Here is a 15937-nt window from a genome sequence, read left to right on the forward strand (position 1 = left end):
CCGGTGGGTCCGTGCCCCACCGGCCGTCGGGGCCGAACCGTCAGCGTGCCGTGCCGGGTGGAAGCGCACCGTACGTCTCGTCGTAGTAGCCGCCCAGCTGGTCCCGGTAGCTCGGGTCGCTGTGGCTGGTCTCGTCGTACTCCGGGGCGGCCTTGATCTGGTCGCGGGTCCGGTCGACGGAGACGGTGCGCTGGTCGTGGTCGACCTGGTTGACGGTGCCGGCCGGCAGCATCACCTTCTTACCGAAGATCCAGGGGCCGGTGTCCACGACCAGGTAGCTGCCGCCCACCTCGTGGCTGGCGCTGTCGATCTTGCCGATTCCACCGTCGGTGGCCTCGACCTTGTAGCCGACCAGGTCGGCGTCGGCCACCCCGGCCTGGTCCCGGTAGCGCCAGGGGTCGAAAGTGCCGGCCGGCGCGCCGCCGGGCACCGTGCCCTGGTCGCCACCGCGCAGCGGGTCCGGCCCGGCGTGGGTGGCGTGGGGATCGATCCTGTCCATGCCGTTCACTCCTGACTGTCGCCGATCGTCTCGGCGTAGGTGGGTGCGTCCCCGCAGGAGCTACCCGTCCGCCGGGGGCCGGAAACGGCAGGAGGCCGAGGCCGCGGTGCGGCGGGACGCCGAGCCGCGCGGTGCTGCGGCGGCTCGTCGGGGCGTACGTGCTCGGCCCGGCGCTGGGGGCCACCCAGAGCGACCGTCCCGCTATATGGATTGTTCCTCCCAAAACCACGGGCGGAGTGGCAGAGTGGCCATCGTGACCAGCACCGCCCTGATTATTGCGACCTAGCGCGCCGGCCCCCTCCGCCGAGCGCGCAGACCTCCCGCATCCGCGGGAGGTCTTTTTGTTGCTCCGAGAAAGGATCCTGATGACGTTCCAGGTCTTCGACACCACGTTGCGCGACGGCGCCCAACGCGAAGGGCTCACCTACTCGGTGGTCGACAAGCTGGCCGTGGCCCGGCTGCTCGACGAGTTCGGGGTCGGCTTCATCGAGGGCGGTTGGCCGGGCGCGGTGCCCAAGGACACCGAGTTCTTCCGCCGGGCGCGCACCGAACTGGACCTGCGGAACGCCGTCCTGGTCGCGTTCGGCGCCACCCGCAAGGCCGGTGTGGCGGTCACCGACGACCCACAGGTGCGTGCCCTGCTGGACGCGCAGACGCCGGCGGTGGCGCTGGTCGCCAAGGCCGACAGCCGGCACGTCGAGCGCGCGTTGCGCACCACCGGTGCGGAGAACCTCGCGATGATCCACGACACCGTCAGTCACCTCGTCCGCGAGGGCCGACGGGTCTTCGTCGACGGCGAGCACTTCTTCGACGGCTACCGGCACGATCCCGCGTACGGCGCGGCGGTGGTGCAGACCGCGCTGGCCGCCGGCGCCGAGCGGATGGTGCTCTGCGACACCAACGGCGGCATGCTGCCGTCCCAGGTGACCGCCGTGATCGCTGACCTGACCGACAGGCTGGGGATCGACGCCGCGCTGCTCGGCATGCATGCCCAGAACGACACCTCCTGCGCGGTGGCCAACACGATCGCCGCCGTGGAGGCGGGTGTCCGCCACGTCCAGGGCACCGCCAACGGGTACGGCGAACGCCCCGGCAACGCCGACATCTTCGCGGTCGTCGCCAACCTCCAACTCAAGCTGGGCATGCCCGTCCTACCGGAGGGCTGCCTGGCACAGATGGTGCGGGTCTCGCACGCCATCGCCGAGATCGCCAACATCGCCCCCGACACCCACCAGGCGTACGCCGGGGCTGCTGCCTTCGCTCACAAGGCGGGGCTGCACGCGAGTGCGATCAAGGTCGACCCGTTGCTCTACAACCACGTGGACCCGTCGGTGGTGGGCAACGACATGCGGATCCTGATCACCGAGATGGCCGGCCGGGCCAGCGTCGAGCTCAAGAGCCGTGAGCTCGGCCTGGACCTGGCTGGCAGCCCGGAGGCACTGACCCGGGTCACCAATCGGGTCAAGGAGCTGGAGGCGGGTGGCTGGTCCTTCGAGGCCGCGGACGCCTCCTTCGAGTTGCTGGTCCGCTCCGAGCTGCCGGAGGGCAGCCCGGCCCGACCGTTCACTCTGGAGTCGTACCGGGTGCTGGTCGAGCACCGCGAGGACGGCGCGGTGGTCTCCGAGGCGACCGTCAAGATCCGGGTACGCGGTGAGCGGGTGATCGCCACCGCCGAGGGCAACGGCCCGGTCAACGCGCTCGACGAGGCGCTGCGGGTGGGGCTGGCCCGGCATTACCCGCAGCTGCGCGACTTCGAGCTGGCCGACTACAAGGTGCGCATCCTGGAGGGCAGCCACGGCACCGGCGCGGTGACCCGGGTGCTGCTGGAGACCGCCAACGGCACGGGCCGGGACTGGACCACTGTCGGTGTGCACCCCAACGTTGTCGAAGCGAGCTGGCATGCCCTGGTCGACGCCCTCACCTACGGCCTGGCCCCCACCACGGTCTAACCCCCGCCCCACCCCCACCCCACCCCACCCCCACCCCACCCCCACCCCACCCCACCCCACCCCAACCACCCCACCTGATCGATCATGGAGTTGTGGTGCTCCGCAAAACGGGTTTCCGTTCTCAAAATGCCCACCACAACTCCATGATCGACCGCAGCTGGGGTGGGCGTGACGACCGCAGGGGGGTTACCGGGTTGGGAGGGTCACGGTGGCTAGGACGGGGCGGTGGTCGCTGCCGGGTAGGGCGAGCACCTTCACCGACCGGACCGCGATGCGCCGGTCGACGAGCACGTGGTCGATGGTGACCGGTGGGATGAGGTCCCCGTCGTACGGGCCCCAGGTGCCGGTCAGTCCCTCTCCGGCGGCGTCGGCGGCGTCGACGTAACCGGTGCTCAGCAGGGCCCGCAGAGGGCTGTGGTCGAGGGTGGCGTTGAAGTCGCCGGCGAGGATCTGCAGGCCGCCGTCCGGGGTGGCCGGTGGTTGACCCTTCAGGTCGGCACGCCAGGCGCCAACCTGGTCCACCGCGTACGGCGCCGAGGGGTGGGCCGACTCCACGCGGACCGGGGGCCCGTCGGGGATGGCTATCGTGCCGTGCGCCTGGGTGAAGCCCCAGCCGCCGAGGTTGCGCCGCAGGCCGACGTCGGTGAGCGGCCACCGCGAGTAGAGCCCGGAGCCGGGTGTGCCGATCTCCGGGTTGAGCTGCCGGTGCGGCAGCAGCCCGTCGAGGCCGAACCGATCCAGGGCCGCCTGCGCGTCCGGGGTGAACTCCTGCACGGTGAGCACGTCCACCTCGTAGCGCCGGACCAGCTCGACCAGGGTCCGCGCGTCGCCGGCGCCGGCGAGCATGTTGGCGGTGAGCAGCCGGACGGTCGGCCCGGCCACCGTCGGCTGCGCGGAGGCCAACGCCCGGGGTGCCACGGCACCGAGCAGTGCCACCGCCGCCACTGCCGCGAGGGCCGCCGGCCACCAGCGCCGCAGGGCGAGGGCCAGGGCCAGGGGCAGCACGCTGAAGCCCGCGACGTACGGCGTGAAGGCGAGCGCCTGCACCAGCGGCCCCCGGTCCAGGCCGATCAGCCGGAGGGCGGCCCAGAGGGCTGTCGGGGCGACCACCAGCCAGCAGACCGCTGTGCGGAGCCGAGCGCTTCGGTGCCACCCCGGCGTGGGAATGGGCGTTGACGGAGCGTCGACGATCATGGCGCTGATCCTAGTTCAGAAGACCGAAGCAATTTCGTGAATGGTGACGCGCTCATCTTTCACAATTATCTGACGGCTGATTGACAGCTCGCCAAAGTGAGATCAACTATTGACTCCCGGCTTTTTCCGGTGCTACGTTCCATCTGGCTTAAACGACGCAACTCTGAGTAGTAATCCCAGCTCAGACGGGTTAGAGGTCGTTGAGAAATCAACCTCACTGGGTGCAGGAGAAACAACTTGCCCCAGCCCTGCCGTCGTCGTGTCGCCTATTTGAGGGCAGTCATCCGTCCCGCCCCGCGGGTCGGCCGAATTCGCACGGTCACACAAGGGGGACCTGTCATGAGCACATCTTTCCGACGTAAGGCGGCAGCGGTCACGTTCGCCGTCCTGGCGCTCAGCCTGGCTGGTGGGGGGATCGCTATCGCCCAGCCGTCGGCGAAGGCGCCGCAGGAGGCTGTCCAGCCCGCGGCCCGCGGCACGAACTCCCAGCCGCCGGTCACCGCCGAGTCGGCCCGGATGGCGAAGGCCGCGCTGAAGTCGGGTGCGGCCACCACGCTGGTCGCCAGCACCACCGTGGTCGTCGTCAACTCCAACGGCACCAAGGCACGCGGCGTCGGCACCGTCATCAAGTACGGCGTCGGCCAGTACGAGGTCCAGTTCGGTTACACCGTCACGTCGGGCGTCTTCGTGGCCACCGTCGGCCGGGCTGACGCCTGCTGCATCCCGCCGGCCGGCGAGATCTCGGTCGCGCCCCGGCTCAGCACGCCCAACGGGGTCTTCGTGCAGACCCGCAACTCGGCCGGCACCCCGACCGACCTGGGCTTCCACCTGGTCGTCCACCTCCCCTGATCGACCGACGTCCGGCCCCCGCGCCTCGTGCGCGGGGGCCGCACCATGTCCGCTGCGGGGCCCACCGGTCCCAGCCTGACTCCGGCTCTGATCCACTTGGTCTCCCGCAAGGTCCGGTTTCCGTGGTCCCGAGTCGACCGGCCGTCGCCGCGTGCCTCGTGCCGTTCTTCACCCGTTCGCGCGGCTCATCCCCGTTCGGGTCACCCAGGGCCGGTCCGGCCCGCACAATCCGACGTTTGCCGGGCACGTGCCCGGGAAGCAAGCACCGTGACGGACATCTCGGACACCCTGGCCAGCATGCCCAGCTCGGTCGATCCCGAGCCGACGGGCGCCGAGCTGGAACAGACCCTCTTCGAGGTCAAACGCGTGATCGTCGGGCAGGATCGCCTCGTCGAACGCCTGCTCACCGCACTGGTCGCCAACGGGCACTGTCTCCTGGAGGGGGTGCCCGGCGTCGCCAAGACACTGGCCGCCCAGACCCTCGCCACAGTGGTCGGTGGCAGCTTCTCGCGGATCCAGTTCACTCCGGACCTGGTCCCCTCCGACATCGTCGGCACCCGGATCTACCGGGCCTCCAAGGAGACCTTCGACATCGAGCTCGGCCCGATCATGGCCAACCTGGTGCTGGCCGACGAGATCAACCGTGCCCCGGCGAAGGTCCAGTCGGCGCTGCTGGAGGCGATGGCCGAACGGCAGGTCTCGATCGGCGGGCGGAGCTGGCCGGTCCCGGAGCCCTTCCTGGTGCTGGCGACCCAGAACCCGATCGAGTCGGAGGGGGTCTACCAGCTCCCGGAGGCGCAGCGCGACCGATTCCTGATGAAGGTGGTTGTCGACTACCCCAGCGACGCCGACGAACTGGCCATCCTCTACCGGATGAGCACCGACCGGCCGAGCCCACGGCGGGTGCTCGACGCCCAACGGCTGCGGGACCTCCAGCTCCACGCCGAGAGGGTCTTCGTCCACCACGCGCTGGCCGAGTACGTGGTGCGGTTGATCCTCGCCACCCGGGACCCGGGCCGGTTCGGGCTGCCGGAGATCGCACCACTGCTGGCGTACGGGGCCAGCCCGCGGGCCACCCTGGGCCTGGTCGCGGCCGCCCGGGCGCAGGCCCTGCTGCGGGGACGGGAGTACGTGCTGCCCGAGGACGTCCGTGAACTCGCCGTCGACGTCCTCGCCCACCGGCTGGTGCTCTCCTTCGACGCTGTGGCCGACGGGGTGTCGGCCGAGAGTGTGGTGCGCCGACTGGTCGAGGCGGTGCCACCGCCTCGGCTGGCCAGCCCACAGCAGACGCCGGATCTGGCGGCGGCATGAGACGCGTGCAGGTGGCACCAGCCGCCGCGCCGGCCGACCCCGGCCTGGCCGAGCTGGCCCCCGACCAGCGGTTGCGCCGCCTGGAGCTGACCGTCACCCGCCGACTGAACGGCCTGCTGCACGGCCAGTACCGCGGCCTGCTGCCCGGACCGGGCAGTGAACCAGCCGGCAGCCGCGAGTACCGGCCGGGCGAGGACGAGGTACGCCGGATGGACTGGGCGGTGACGGCCCGTACCGCCGTTCCGCACGTCCGGCAGGTCGACGCCGACCGTGAGCTGACCACCTGGCTGTTGGTCGACGGCAGCGCCAGCATGGAGTTCGGCACCGCCGAGCTGGACAAGCGGGAGCTGGCGGTGGCAGCCGTCGCGGCGGTCGGGTTCCTGACCGCGGGCGTCGGCAACCGCCTCGGCGCCCAGGTGCTGCGCGCGGACGGGGTACGCCGCTTCCCCGCCCGCGCCGGACGTACCCATCTGCTTGCTCTGCTCCGCGCGCTGCTCGCCGCCCCTCGTGCCACCGCACCCGGGTCGGAGGCCGGGGGACAACCCCGCCCGCCGGATCTGGCCGACGGGCTCGACGCGCTGCACCGGATCGCCAACCGGCGGGGACTGGTCGTGGTGGTGTCCGACTTCCTCGACGGGCTGCCCGACGACCCCGACAGGCAGGCGCCCTGGGAACGGACGCTGCGCCGGCTGACCGCCCGGCACCAGGTGCTGGCGATCGAGGTGACCGACCCGCGTGAGCTGGAGTTGCCGGACGTCGGCCTGATCACGCTGATGGACCCGGAGACCGGGCGTTGCCGTGAGGTGTGCACATCGGACCGTCGGTTGCGGGAGCGGTACGCCGAGGCCGCCGCCGCCCAACGCGATCAGGTCCGCCAGGCCTTGCGCCGCAGCGGGGTCACCCACCTGCCGTTGCGCACCGACGGGGACTGGAGCGCGGACATCGTCCGGCACGTCCACGCCCAACGTCGGCTCGCCGCCGCGCCGGCCGGCCACCGACGGGGAGGTGTCGCGTGATCTGGCAGTCGCCACTGCGACTCTGGCTGCTGCTCGGCGTGCTCGCCTTGGTCGTCGCGTATCTGGTGGTGCAGCGCCGACGCAGCCGCTACGCGGTCCGCTTCACCAACCTGCGGTTGCTGGACCGGGTTGCGCCCGAGCGGCCCGCCTGGCGCCGGCACGTGCCGGCCGGGCTCTTCCTGGCCATGCTGGCGCTGCTCGTGGTCGGGTTCGCCCGACCCAGCGCCGAGGTACGGGTGCCCCGGGAACGCGCCACGGTGATGGTGGCGGTGGACGTGTCCACGTCGATGCTCGCCACCGACGTGGAACCGGACCGGTTGACCGCCGCGAAGCAGGCGGCCCGGCGCTTCGTCGAGGGCCTGCCCGACGAGTTCAACGTGGGCCTCGTCGCCTTCGCGGGCAGCGCCGCCGTGCTGGTGCCGCCCGGCACCGACCGGGGCGCCCTCGACGAGGGGATCGACCGGCTCGCCGAAGGAATCACCGGGGTGCAGGGCACCGCGATCGGCGAGGCCATCAACACCTCGCTCGGCGCGGTCAAGAGCCTGGACAGCGAGGCCGCCAAGGAGACGCCGCCGGCCCGGATCATCCTGCTCTCCGACGGCGCCAACACCTCCGGGATGGACCCGATGGAAGCGGCGGCGGAAGCGGTGACCGCCGAGGTGCCGGTGCACGCCATCTCGTTCGGCACACCGTCCGGGTTCGTGGACCGTGGCGGACGGCCCATCCAGGTGCCTGTCGACGGGCAGACGCTCAAGGCGGTCGCCGAGGAGACCGGCGGCATGTTCCACGAGGCCAGCACCACCGACGAGTTGCGAGCCGTCTACGACGACATCGGCAGCTCGGTCGGATACCGCACCGAGCGGCAGGACGTCTCGGCCCGGTTCATCGGCCTCGGACTGGTGTTCGCGATGGGTGCCGCCGCCGGCTCGATGCGCTGGTTCTCCCGGCTGCCCTGATCGCCGCGCACGACCGACGTAGACCGTGAGGAGTACGCATGGCAGTGCAGACCGGACTGGGCGAACCGCGCGGTCCCTGGTTCATCTCGCCGGAACTCGACCCGGACGGGCGCGGGTGGTGGGACCCACCCGAGCGGGAACCGGGCGGGCGACAGCCTGGGCGGCTGCTGGCCGTGCTGGCCGTGGTGGCGGTCTCCGCGGTCTCCGGTGCTCTCGCCGGTGGCGTGGTGGCCAGCCGGGACGGGGCTGGGGGCCCGGCAGCGGCGTCCGCCGCCCCGGTGCCGGCCGAGCTGGTCACGGCGGCGGAGCGGACCGTACCCGGGGTGGTGTCGGTGCTGGCCGGCGGCGGCGCGACCGGCGGGTCCACGACCAGCGGGTCCGCGACCGGTTCGGGCTTCGCCGTCGACGACCAGCAGCACCTCATCACCAACGACCACATCCTGGCCAAGGGGGGCGGTGGGCCGGTGACAGTGGAGCTGCCCGACGGCCGCCGGTTCGCCGCCGAGGTGGTCGGACGGGAGCCGCGCAGCGACCTTGCCGTGCTGAAGGTGCCGGCATCGGCCGGGCTCACCCCGTTGCCCCTGGCCAAGCCGGGAGCGACCCGGGTCGGTGAGCCGGTCCTCGCCGTCGGTTCGCCGCTCGGCCTGGCCGGGACGGTCACCGCGGGCATCGTCAGCGCGTTGGACCGCGAGGTGCGGCTGGGCAACAACCGGCACACTGCCGTGCAGACCGACGCCTCCATCAACCCCGGCAACTCCGGTGGGCCCCTCGTCAACGCCCGCGGGGAGGTGGTCGGGGTGAACACCGCGATCGCCACCATCGACGGAAACGGATCGATCGGCATCGGCTTCGCCATCCCGATCGACCAGGTGCAGCAGACCGCCGACACGATCATCGGCAAGGGTGGCTGAGCTGCCCGGACGACCTCGCGGCGGGCGGTGGCAGCGCGGCCACTGTCAGATATCCGGCGGGACAGCATCGGGCCATGGAAATATTACGGTCGGTATGGATACTGGCGGAGGTGGAGAGTCCCCTTCTTGCGGTCCTCCTGCTGGTGGGCCTGGTCATTGGATGTGCAGTGGGGTCGGCGTACGCCCGGGCACGACGCGGGTGGAACGATTACCAGACCGTCAAGAAATCGGTGCCGGGCGCCCGTCGAGGCGCCTGGACACTCGTCCGTGGGCTCGTCGTCAAGGCCGCGGTGATCGCGCTGCTGCTCTTCGGTGCGGTGGCGTACGCGGCGGTCGGCGCCGACGAGGAAACCGCCGGGCCGACGCCCAGCCAGTCCCCGCCGCAGAGTGAGCGTCCACACCGATGACCCCCGGCGGGTCGTCGCGGGTTAGCCTCGGGGCGTGGACGACGGACTGCGGGTGACCGACCGGTGGGTCGTCCCCGCCGGGGAGCTGCGGGAGCGTTTCTCCCGCTCGTCCGGGCCGGGTGGGCAGGGAGTGAACACCGCGGACTCCCGGGTCGAGCTGAGCTACGACCTGGCCAACTCGCCGGCCGTGCCTGAGTGGCTGCGGTCGCGGGCCCTGGCCCGGCTGGCCAACCGCCTGGTCGACGGGGTGCTGACGATCGCCGCCAGTGAGCACCGGGCCCAACTGGCCAACCGGGAGGCGGCCCGCGAACGGATGACCGCCCTGCTGCGGGAGGCCGCCGCACCCCCACCGCCGGCCCGCCGAGCGACCCGCCCGTCGCGGGGGGCCAAGGAACGCCGGCTGGCTGAGAAGAAGCGCCAGTCCCAGCGCAAACGCGACCGCCGCGCCGACGACGACTGACTGGCGGCCCGGCTCAGGCCGGGACGGCGGCGAGCAGCCGGTCGCGCAGCACGGCGGCCCGGTCGGCGAACCCACGTTGCGCCGCCGCGTACTCCGCCCGACCCTCCGGCGTCTCCACCCGCACCGGCGGACAGCCCAGCGCCGCCAGGTCGTACGGGCTGGCCCGCATGTCCAGCGTGCGGATCTCCCGGGCCAGCTCGAACGCGTCGGCCACCAGTTCCGAGGTGACCAGCGGGGACAGCTTGTACGCCCACTTGTAGAGATCCATGTTGGCGTGTAGGCAGCCCGGCTGTTCGAGTGCGTGCTGCGTCTCCCGGGTCGGGGTGAGCAGGTTCAACTGTCGAGCCGGCGGCGTGAAGAACCGGAACGCGTCGAAGTGGCTGCACCGCACGCCGCGCTCCTCGACGACCGCGGCGGTCCGCTCCGGGGTCAGCCGCAGCGGCCAGGCGTTGTGCCGCAGCTCCTCACGGGTCTGCCGGTAGACCATCGCCCACTCGTGCATTCCGAAGCAGCCGAAGTGCGGGGCCCGCCCGGCGGTGGCCGCCAGCAGGGATCGGATCCAGGTGATCGACTCACCGCGCCGTGCGCGTACCGCATCGGTGTCGAGGGTGACCCCGGCGGCGGTGGCGCGGTAGTCCCGGCCGAACTCGGCCGGGTCGGCGTCGCGCAGCTCGACCCCGGCCCCCGGGTGCCAGCGACGGAGCTGGGCCGGGCGGTGCGAGTAGTAGGTGAACAGGAAGTCGGCCACCGGATGCCGCTCACCACGCCGTCGGCGGGCCAGGTGCGGCGTCAGCCAGACGTCCATGCGCTCCTCGTGGGCCCGTCGGCGGGCCTGCCACTGCGCCACGTCGAGCACGGCGGGGGCGAGGGCGGCGGTCACGCACCCAGGGTACGACCGCCGCCCGCACACCGGTCAGGGCATGTGCACCCGGACGCCGGCGGAGAACACCCCGCTGCGCAGCTCCAGCTGCTGGGGCGGGTCCCGCCCGTCGACGGTGAAGACCAGCGGGAGCACCATCCGGGTGCCCGCAGCCATCGGGTCGGCGAAGATGTCCCGACCCAGGTTGGCCGCCCGGGTGGCCGGCTCGTCGGTGCTCACCCAGCGCCCGCCGGGCAGGTACGCCCGTTGCAGCTGACCGTGCCAGGGCTGGTGGTCCCCGGTGACGTTGCGCACACCCACTGTGGCCTGGCAGCGTCGACCGTTGGCCGGTGCCGCACCACCGCCGTCGGTCTTCGCGGCAGAGCCGGGCGCACCACACGACATCCGGTACACGGTGAACTCGAACGCCGACTCACGCAGCGGCACACCCACCGGTCCGGTCACACCGCTACCCCTCCACGCGCCGCTGGTCGGCTGCTTCTGCGTGTCGATCTCCGAGACCTGCCGGGTCGCCGTCCAGCCGGCGGTGCCGACGACGCCGGCCAGCACCACGACGGCGGCACCCACCAACAACCAGACCGGCGGGGTACGCCGACGACTCGCCGGCCTCGGGGCTGCCGGACGCGGATAGATCGTCCCGCGATCACCCTCCGGCCCGCCGCTGGTGGCCAGTGCGGCAGCCGTCACCCGACGCCCGCGCCGATGTCGCCACACCCACAGCAGCGCGGCGCTGACCAACAGCAGGACCGCCAGGCCGGCGAGCAGCACCGGGTACCGCCGCCAGGGCGGCGCCTCGGTGACCTCGGCCGCCGGTGCTCCCGCCGCCTTCCAGGTGGCCGTCGCGCAGTCGTACGGCCGGCTGCCGTCACTGGTGAACGCGCAGGCCGGCGCGGTCAGCGGCTGGCCCGGCGCGGTCGCGGCGAGCGCGGTGCCCAGCGTGGTGCTGCTGTGCGCCGGCAGCCGCAACCGCCAGGTCACCTCCGTGCTGGAGCCGCCGGCGCTGGTGGACCGGCCGCCGGCGCTGATCGCGGTCGGCGAGGAGCCGGCCGGCAGCTCCTGACGCACAGTGGTGTCCACCGGCGCGTTGCCCACGTTGCGCACCTGGATCCGGTACCTCGGCGCCGGGCTGCTCTCCGGCGCGACCGCCACCGTGACCTGTTGCGGGGGCGCTGACGCCGGCGCCCGGGAGGGTGGTGCCACCGCCGGTGGCGCCGAGGGCGGGGTGGGCTCGGTCAGCCACGCGACCACCGCGACCGGCGGCTGCGTGACGGTCGGCCCGGCGGTCTCCGCCGGTGGCCGCGTGGCGCCCTGTCGTGGCGTCGCGGCGACTGGCGGCGCCGCAGCCGACGACCGTGGCGTCGCGGTCGTTGGTTGTGGCGTGGCGGCCGGTGGTCGTGGCGTGGCCGCCGCCTCCGGGGCCGCCGACGGCAGGGCCGGCACGGCGGCGAGGATGCCGAGGCAGTGTACGAACACTGCGAGGGCTCTGTGGTGTCGTGTCGATGCAGGCATACGAACGAACCTCCGGAGCCGACGGTAGGGGCGAGTTGCCTTCGTGCGGGTACGAAGTCGGGAAGACCGCCCCGCTCACCTCCTGCTCCGATAGGGTGCCGCGCTGACGTGTTGCGCACACCGCACGGCCGGTCCTGGCCGGTGGAGGTGTCGGCGGGGCTAGATTGGCCGGGTGCGTATCGCTCGTTTCGCCCATGCCAAGGGAATGTCGTTCGGTGCCGTCGAAGGCGAAGCGGAGGCCGGGCCGGAGGGCCTGACCATCGCCGAGATCGAGGGCCACCCGTTCGGCAAACTCTCCTTCAGTGGGGCCCGTTGGGCCCTTTCCGACGTTCGGCTGCTCTCGCCGATCCTGCCCAGCAAGGTCGTCTGTGTCGGCCGCAACTACGCCGACCACGCCGCCGAGCTCGGCAACGACGTGCCCAAGGAGCCGCTGCTCTTCCTCAAGCCGTCCACCTCGGTGATCGGCCCCCGCGACGCCATCCGACTGCCGATCTTCTCCAAGCAGGTCGAGCACGAGGCGGAACTCGCGGTCGTGATCGGGGCGCCGGGGGCGCGCCGCGCCGACCGGGCCGCCGCCGAACGGGCCATCTTCGGCTACACCTGCGCCAACGACGTCACCGCGCGGGACCTCCAGCGCTCGGACGGGCAGTGGACCCGGGCCAAGGGCTTCGACTCGTTCTGCCCGATCGGTCCGTGGATCACCACCGGTCTGGACGTCTCCGACGTGGAGATCCGCTGTGAGGTGGGTCGCAATCCGGAGGAGATGGAGGTACGCCAGCTCGGCCGGACCAAGGACATGGTCTTCGACGTGGCGGGCCTGGTGTCGTACATCTCGCACGTGATGACTCTGCTGCCCGGAGACGTCGTTCTCACCGGCACTCCGGCCGGGGTTAGCCCGCTTGTCGAGGGGGATACGGTCACCGTGCGGATCGAGGGCATCGGCGAGCTCACCAACCCGGTGGTTCCCGTCGCCTGATCCGTCCGATGCCCCTGTTTTCGCAGCTCACGAGTGGTTCGGGGGGATCGGATTTGGCCAGTCGGCACCGGGAGGGTAAAGTTCACTCCCGGCGCCGCAAGGTGCCAATGGGGTATGGGGTAATTGGCAGCCCGACTGATTCTGGTTCAGTTAGTCTAGGTTCGAGTCCTGGTACCCCAGCGCTGCTGGAATTCGCGAGAGTTCCAGACGCTGGATTCTGACGGAGTTCGACTCCGCCCCTTCGGGGGCGGAGAGTGGTCTTCGGTAGAGTGCAGCTCCTCCGCCCGCACGGGTGGGGGAGCAAAAGCTAGTTCTGGCCCCGTCGTCTAGTGGCCCAGGACGCCGCCCTCTCAAGGCGGTAGCGCCGGTTCGAATCCGGTCGGGGCTACATTGTGCACAGCCCGTCTCACCTGGTGAGGCGGGCTGTTTTGTTGTCCGCTTTGTGGTCCGAGCCAGCCCGCTGTGCGCCCTCTGGGCGCCCTCTGTGCGCCCGCACCCCGCGATCACGCCGGCGCGACGGTGCCGCTAGACTACAGCCGTGCCGCCCGCGAGGGCGGTGAACGGAAAAGTTCTGGCCCCGTCGTCTAGTGGCCCAGGACGCCGCCCTCTCAAGGCGGTAGCGCCGGTTCGAATCCGGTCGGGGCTACAACACCCAAAGCCCGTCCCGCCAATGGCAGGACGGGCTTTCCCGTACCCCACCCCGGCCCCCGGCCGCCTCCACCCAGCCCGGGTGATCAAGAGCTTTGCGTCACCACTTCCGGCGTGTCTTGACGCAAACCTCTTGATCACCCGGGCTGGGTGGGAGGGGGGCAGGGGCGGGGTGGGGTTAGAGGCCGGAGAGGCGTTGGCCGGCTCTCACCACTGCCATGGCGTGGCGTTCGCCGGGGCGGCGGCCCAGGCGCTCTATCGGGCCGGAGATGCTCACCGAGGCGATCACGCGGCCGGTGCGGTCACGGATCGGCGCGGAGACGCTCGCCACCCCGGCCTCCCGCTCGGCGACGCTCTGCGCCCAGCCACGACGGCGTACCTCGGCAAGGGTCCGGCCGGTGAACTTGCTGCGCGGCAGCAACGGCATCACCGCCTCCGGCGGCTCCCAGGCGAGCAGGATCTGGGCCGCGGAGCCGGCCGTCATCGGCAGCACCGAGCCGACCGGAACGGTGTCCCGCAGGCCGCTGGCGCGCTCTGCCGCCGCCACGCAGATCCGCTCGTCGGCGCGGCGCAGGTAGAGCTGTGCGCTCTCGCCGGTGGCGTCGCGCAGGGCGGCCAGCAGTGGCTCGGCGGCGGTGAGCAGAACGTCCGGTGCGGCGTTGGCCAGCTCACCCAGGCGGGGGCCCGGTCGCCACCTGCCCTGGGTGTCGCGCACCAGCATCCGGTGAATCTCCAGGGCCTGTGCCAGCCGGTGCGCGGTGGCTCGGGGCAGCTTGGTGCGTTCAACGAGTTCGGCCAGGCTGGCGCCGTCGACGCAGGCGGCCAGGATGACCACCGCCTTGTCGAGAACGCCGACACCGCTCATACTGTGTCCCACAAGCCGAAACTTACCTCCCAGAATTTAGGATGTCCAGATGGTGGGAGTCACTCCTGAGCCGAGGACCCTGGCCGAGAAGGTCTGGGACACGCACGTCGTACGGTCTGCCGCTGGTGAGCCGGACCTGCTCTTCATCGACCTGCACCTCCTGCACGAGGTGACCAGCCCGCAGGCGTTCGACGGGCTGCGGCTCGCCGGGCGCCGGGTGCGTCGTACCGACCTGACCCTCGCGACCGAGGACCACAACACCCCGACCGGGTACGCCGACCCGGCGTTCCGCCTCCGCCGTGGTGACCTGCTCACCATCGAGGACCCCACGTCGCGTACGCAGATCGAGACGCTGCGCCGCAACTGCGCCGAGTTCGGGGTGCGGCTGCACCCGCTCGGTGACGACAACCAGGGCATCGTGCACGTCATCGGCCCGCAGCTCGGTGTCACCCAGCCGGGCATGACGATCGTCTGCGGCGACTCGCACACCGCCACCCACGGCGCGTTCGGCGCGCTAGCCTTCGGCATCGGCACCAGCGAGGTGGAGCACGTGCTGGCCACCCAGACTCTGCCGCAGAGCCGGCCGAAGACGATGGCCGTGAACGTCACCGGCCGCCTCGCCCCCGGCGTCACCGCCAAGGACCTGGTGCTGGCGCTGATCACCCAGGTCGGCACCGGCGGTGGGCGCGGGCACATCGTCGAGTACCGCGGCGAGGCGATCCAGGCCCTCTCCATGGAGGGGCGGATGACCATCGCCAACATGTCCATCGAGTGGGGCGCCAAGGCCGGCATGATCGCGCCGGACGAGACCACCTTCGCGTACCTCAAGGGTCGGCCGAACGCGCCGCAGGGCGCGGACTGGGACGCGGCGCTGGCGTGGTGGCGGACGCTGCCCACCGACGAGGGCGCGCGCTTCGACGCCGAGGTGACCCTGGACGCCAGCCGGGTCACCCCGTTCGTCACCTGGGGCACCAACCCGGGCCAGGGGGCGCCGCTGAGCGCGCCGGTGCCGGACCCGGAGGAGTTCACCACCGACTCGGAGCGCGCCGCCGCCCGCCGTGCCCTGGAATACATGGACCTGCGCCCCGGCACCCCCCTGCGGGAGCTGCCCATCGACGTGGTCTTCGTGGGCTCCTGCACCAACGGTCGTCTGGAGGACCTGCGGGCCGCCGCCGACGTGCTGCGGGGGCACCAGGTCGCCGACGGCGTCCGGATGCTCGTGGTGCCCGGTTCCGCCGCAGTGCGGGAGGCCGCCGAGGTCGAGGGGCTGGACAAGGTCTTCACCGACGCCGGGGCCGAGTGGCGGTTCGCCGGCTGCTCCATGTGTCTGGGGATGAACCCCGACACGCTGAAGCCGGGCGAGCGCTCCGCGTCCACCTCGAACCGCAACTTCGAGGGCCGACAGGGCCGGGGTGGGCGTACCCACCTGGTCTCCCCGCCGGTCGCCGCCGCCACCGCCGTGGTCGGCCGGCTGGCCGCCCCCGCCGACCTGTAGAAGGGACCGAGG

Annotated in this window: 15 protein-coding genes and 3 tRNA genes; 13 read left to right on the forward strand and 5 right to left on the reverse strand. The window is 71.9% G+C overall.

Going from position 1 to position 15937, the window contains the following annotated elements:
- Positions 1-40: 40 nt before the first annotated feature.
- Positions 41-499 (reverse strand): PRC-barrel domain containing protein, encoded by a 459-nt coding sequence (locus FBZ33_RS05085; RefSeq protein ID WP_141908179.1) that lies wholly within the window; start codon positions 497-499, stop codon positions 41-43.
- A gap of 365 nt (positions 500-864) precedes the next feature.
- Between FBZ33_RS05085 and cimA the strand changes: the two genes are divergently transcribed.
- Positions 865-2448 (forward strand): citramalate synthase, encoded by a 1584-nt coding sequence (gene cimA / locus FBZ33_RS05090; RefSeq protein ID WP_141908180.1) that lies wholly within the window; start codon positions 865-867, stop codon positions 2446-2448.
- A gap of 186 nt (positions 2449-2634) precedes the next feature.
- On the opposite strand, the gene FBZ33_RS05095 is transcribed toward cimA, so the two are convergent.
- A complete protein-coding gene (locus FBZ33_RS05095; protein WP_141908181.1) occupies positions 2635-3642 on the reverse strand; it encodes an endonuclease/exonuclease/phosphatase family protein in 1008 nt (335 codons plus the stop codon).
- Positions 3643-3981: 339 nt separating this feature from the next.
- On the opposite strand from FBZ33_RS05095, the gene FBZ33_RS05100 reads away from it, so the two are divergent.
- The 7 genes from FBZ33_RS05100 to arfB all read left to right on the forward strand — a co-directional run bounded on the left by FBZ33_RS05100 (position 3982) and on the right by arfB (position 9552).
- Positions 3982-4491: a hypothetical protein gene (locus tag FBZ33_RS05100; protein WP_088946561.1), complete on the forward strand. Its 510-nt coding sequence runs from the start codon at positions 3982-3984 to the stop codon at positions 4489-4491.
- Positions 4492-4758: 267 nt separating this feature from the next.
- Positions 4759-5802 carry a MoxR family ATPase gene (locus tag FBZ33_RS05105; protein ID WP_088946562.1) on the forward strand — a complete coding sequence of 348 codons (1044 nt, stop codon included), beginning with the start codon at positions 4759-4761 and terminating at the stop codon, positions 5800-5802.
- Complete coding sequence (locus FBZ33_RS05110; protein ID WP_141908182.1) at positions 5799-6818, forward strand: DUF58 domain-containing protein; 1020 nt, start codon at positions 5799-5801, stop codon at positions 6816-6818. The genes FBZ33_RS05105 and FBZ33_RS05110 overlap by 4 nt, the downstream gene beginning before the upstream one ends.
- Positions 6815-7774: a VWA domain-containing protein gene (locus tag FBZ33_RS05115; protein ID WP_088946564.1), complete on the forward strand. Its 960-nt coding sequence runs from the start codon at positions 6815-6817 to the stop codon at positions 7772-7774. Before FBZ33_RS05110 ends, FBZ33_RS05115 begins: the two co-directional genes overlap by 4 nt.
- Before the next feature lie 38 nt (positions 7775-7812).
- Positions 7813-8685, forward strand: a complete 873-nt coding sequence (locus FBZ33_RS05120; protein WP_088946565.1) for a S1C family serine protease — start codon at positions 7813-7815, stop codon at positions 8683-8685.
- Positions 8686-8795: 110 nt separating this feature from the next.
- Entirely contained in the window at positions 8796-9092 is a 297-nt protein-coding gene (locus tag FBZ33_RS05125) for a hypothetical protein (protein WP_088946566.1), read from the forward strand.
- Positions 9093-9126: 34 nt separating this feature from the next.
- Positions 9127-9552, forward strand: a complete 426-nt coding sequence (arfB, locus tag FBZ33_RS05130; protein WP_099851126.1) for an alternative ribosome rescue aminoacyl-tRNA hydrolase ArfB — start codon at positions 9127-9129, stop codon at positions 9550-9552.
- 13 nt (positions 9553-9565) lie between these two features.
- Here arfB and FBZ33_RS05135 read toward each other — a convergent pair whose 3' ends face one another.
- Positions 9566-10432 carry a 3-methyladenine DNA glycosylase gene (locus tag FBZ33_RS05135; RefSeq protein ID WP_141908183.1) on the reverse strand — a complete coding sequence of 289 codons (867 nt, stop codon included), beginning with the start codon at positions 10430-10432 and terminating at the stop codon, positions 9566-9568.
- Positions 10433-10465: 33 nt separating this feature from the next.
- Positions 10466-11941, reverse strand: a complete 1476-nt coding sequence (locus FBZ33_RS05140) for a hypothetical protein (protein WP_141908184.1) — start codon at positions 11939-11941, stop codon at positions 10466-10468.
- A gap of 172 nt (positions 11942-12113) precedes the next feature.
- On the opposite strand from FBZ33_RS05140, the gene FBZ33_RS05145 reads away from it, so the two are divergent.
- The 4 genes from FBZ33_RS05145 (at position 12114) to FBZ33_RS05160 (ending at position 13563) form a co-directional block, all read left to right on the forward strand.
- Positions 12114-12917, forward strand: a complete 804-nt coding sequence (locus FBZ33_RS05145; RefSeq protein WP_141908185.1) for a fumarylacetoacetate hydrolase family protein — start codon at positions 12114-12116, stop codon at positions 12915-12917.
- Between the two features lie 108 nt (positions 12918-13025).
- Positions 13026-13097: transfer RNA gene (locus FBZ33_RS05150), tRNA-Gln, on the forward strand.
- A 135-nt stretch (positions 13098-13232) separates the two neighbouring features.
- A tRNA-Glu gene (locus FBZ33_RS05155) sits at positions 13233-13305 on the forward strand.
- Between the two features lie 185 nt (positions 13306-13490).
- Positions 13491-13563, forward strand: a tRNA-Glu gene (locus tag FBZ33_RS05160).
- A 180-nt stretch (positions 13564-13743) separates the two neighbouring features.
- Here the strand turns inward: FBZ33_RS05160 and FBZ33_RS05165 are convergent.
- Positions 13744-14430, reverse strand: a complete 687-nt coding sequence (locus FBZ33_RS05165) for an IclR family transcriptional regulator (protein ID WP_007456408.1) — start codon at positions 14428-14430, stop codon at positions 13744-13746.
- A gap of 49 nt (positions 14431-14479) precedes the next feature.
- On the opposite strand from FBZ33_RS05165, the gene leuC reads away from it, so the two are divergent.
- A complete protein-coding gene (leuC, locus tag FBZ33_RS05170; protein ID WP_088946571.1) occupies positions 14480-15925 on the forward strand; it encodes a 3-isopropylmalate dehydratase large subunit in 1446 nt (481 codons plus the stop codon).
- Positions 15926-15937: the final 12 nt, after the last annotated feature.

Origin of the sequence: Micromonospora sp. A202 (assembly GCF_006715105.1) — a bacterium.
In the GTDB taxonomy this organism is placed as follows: Bacteria; Actinomycetota; Actinomycetes; order Mycobacteriales; family Micromonosporaceae; genus Micromonospora; species Micromonospora zamorensis.

What these genes read in the sequence shown, in the direction of transcription:
- FBZ33_RS05120 (WP_088946565.1), top strand. Translation starts at nt 7,813, where the DNA reads ATGGCAGTGCAGACCGGACTGGGCGAACCGCGCGGTCCCTGGTTCATC.
- cimA (WP_141908180.1), top strand. Translation starts at nt 865, where the DNA reads ATGACGTTCCAGGTCTTCGACACCACGTTGCGCGACGGCGCCCAACGC.
- FBZ33_RS05110 (WP_141908182.1), top strand. Translation starts at nt 5,799, where the DNA reads ATGAGACGCGTGCAGGTGGCACCAGCCGCCGCGCCGGCCGACCCCGGC.
- FBZ33_RS05140 (WP_141908184.1), bottom strand. Translation starts at nt 11,941, where the DNA reads ATGCCTGCATCGACACGACACCACAGAGCCCTCGCAGTGTTCGTACAC.
- FBZ33_RS05095 (WP_141908181.1), bottom strand. Translation starts at nt 3,642, where the DNA reads ATGATCGTCGACGCTCCGTCAACGCCCATTCCCACGCCGGGGTGGCAC.
- FBZ33_RS05085 (WP_141908179.1), bottom strand. Translation starts at nt 499, where the DNA reads ATGGACAGGATCGATCCCCACGCCACCCACGCCGGGCCGGACCCGCTG.
- leuC (WP_088946571.1), top strand. Translation starts at nt 14,480, where the DNA reads ATGGTGGGAGTCACTCCTGAGCCGAGGACCCTGGCCGAGAAGGTCTGG.
- FBZ33_RS05165 (WP_007456408.1), bottom strand. Translation starts at nt 14,430, where the DNA reads ATGAGCGGTGTCGGCGTTCTCGACAAGGCGGTGGTCATCCTGGCCGCC.
- FBZ33_RS05100 (WP_088946561.1), top strand. Translation starts at nt 3,982, where the DNA reads ATGAGCACATCTTTCCGACGTAAGGCGGCAGCGGTCACGTTCGCCGTC.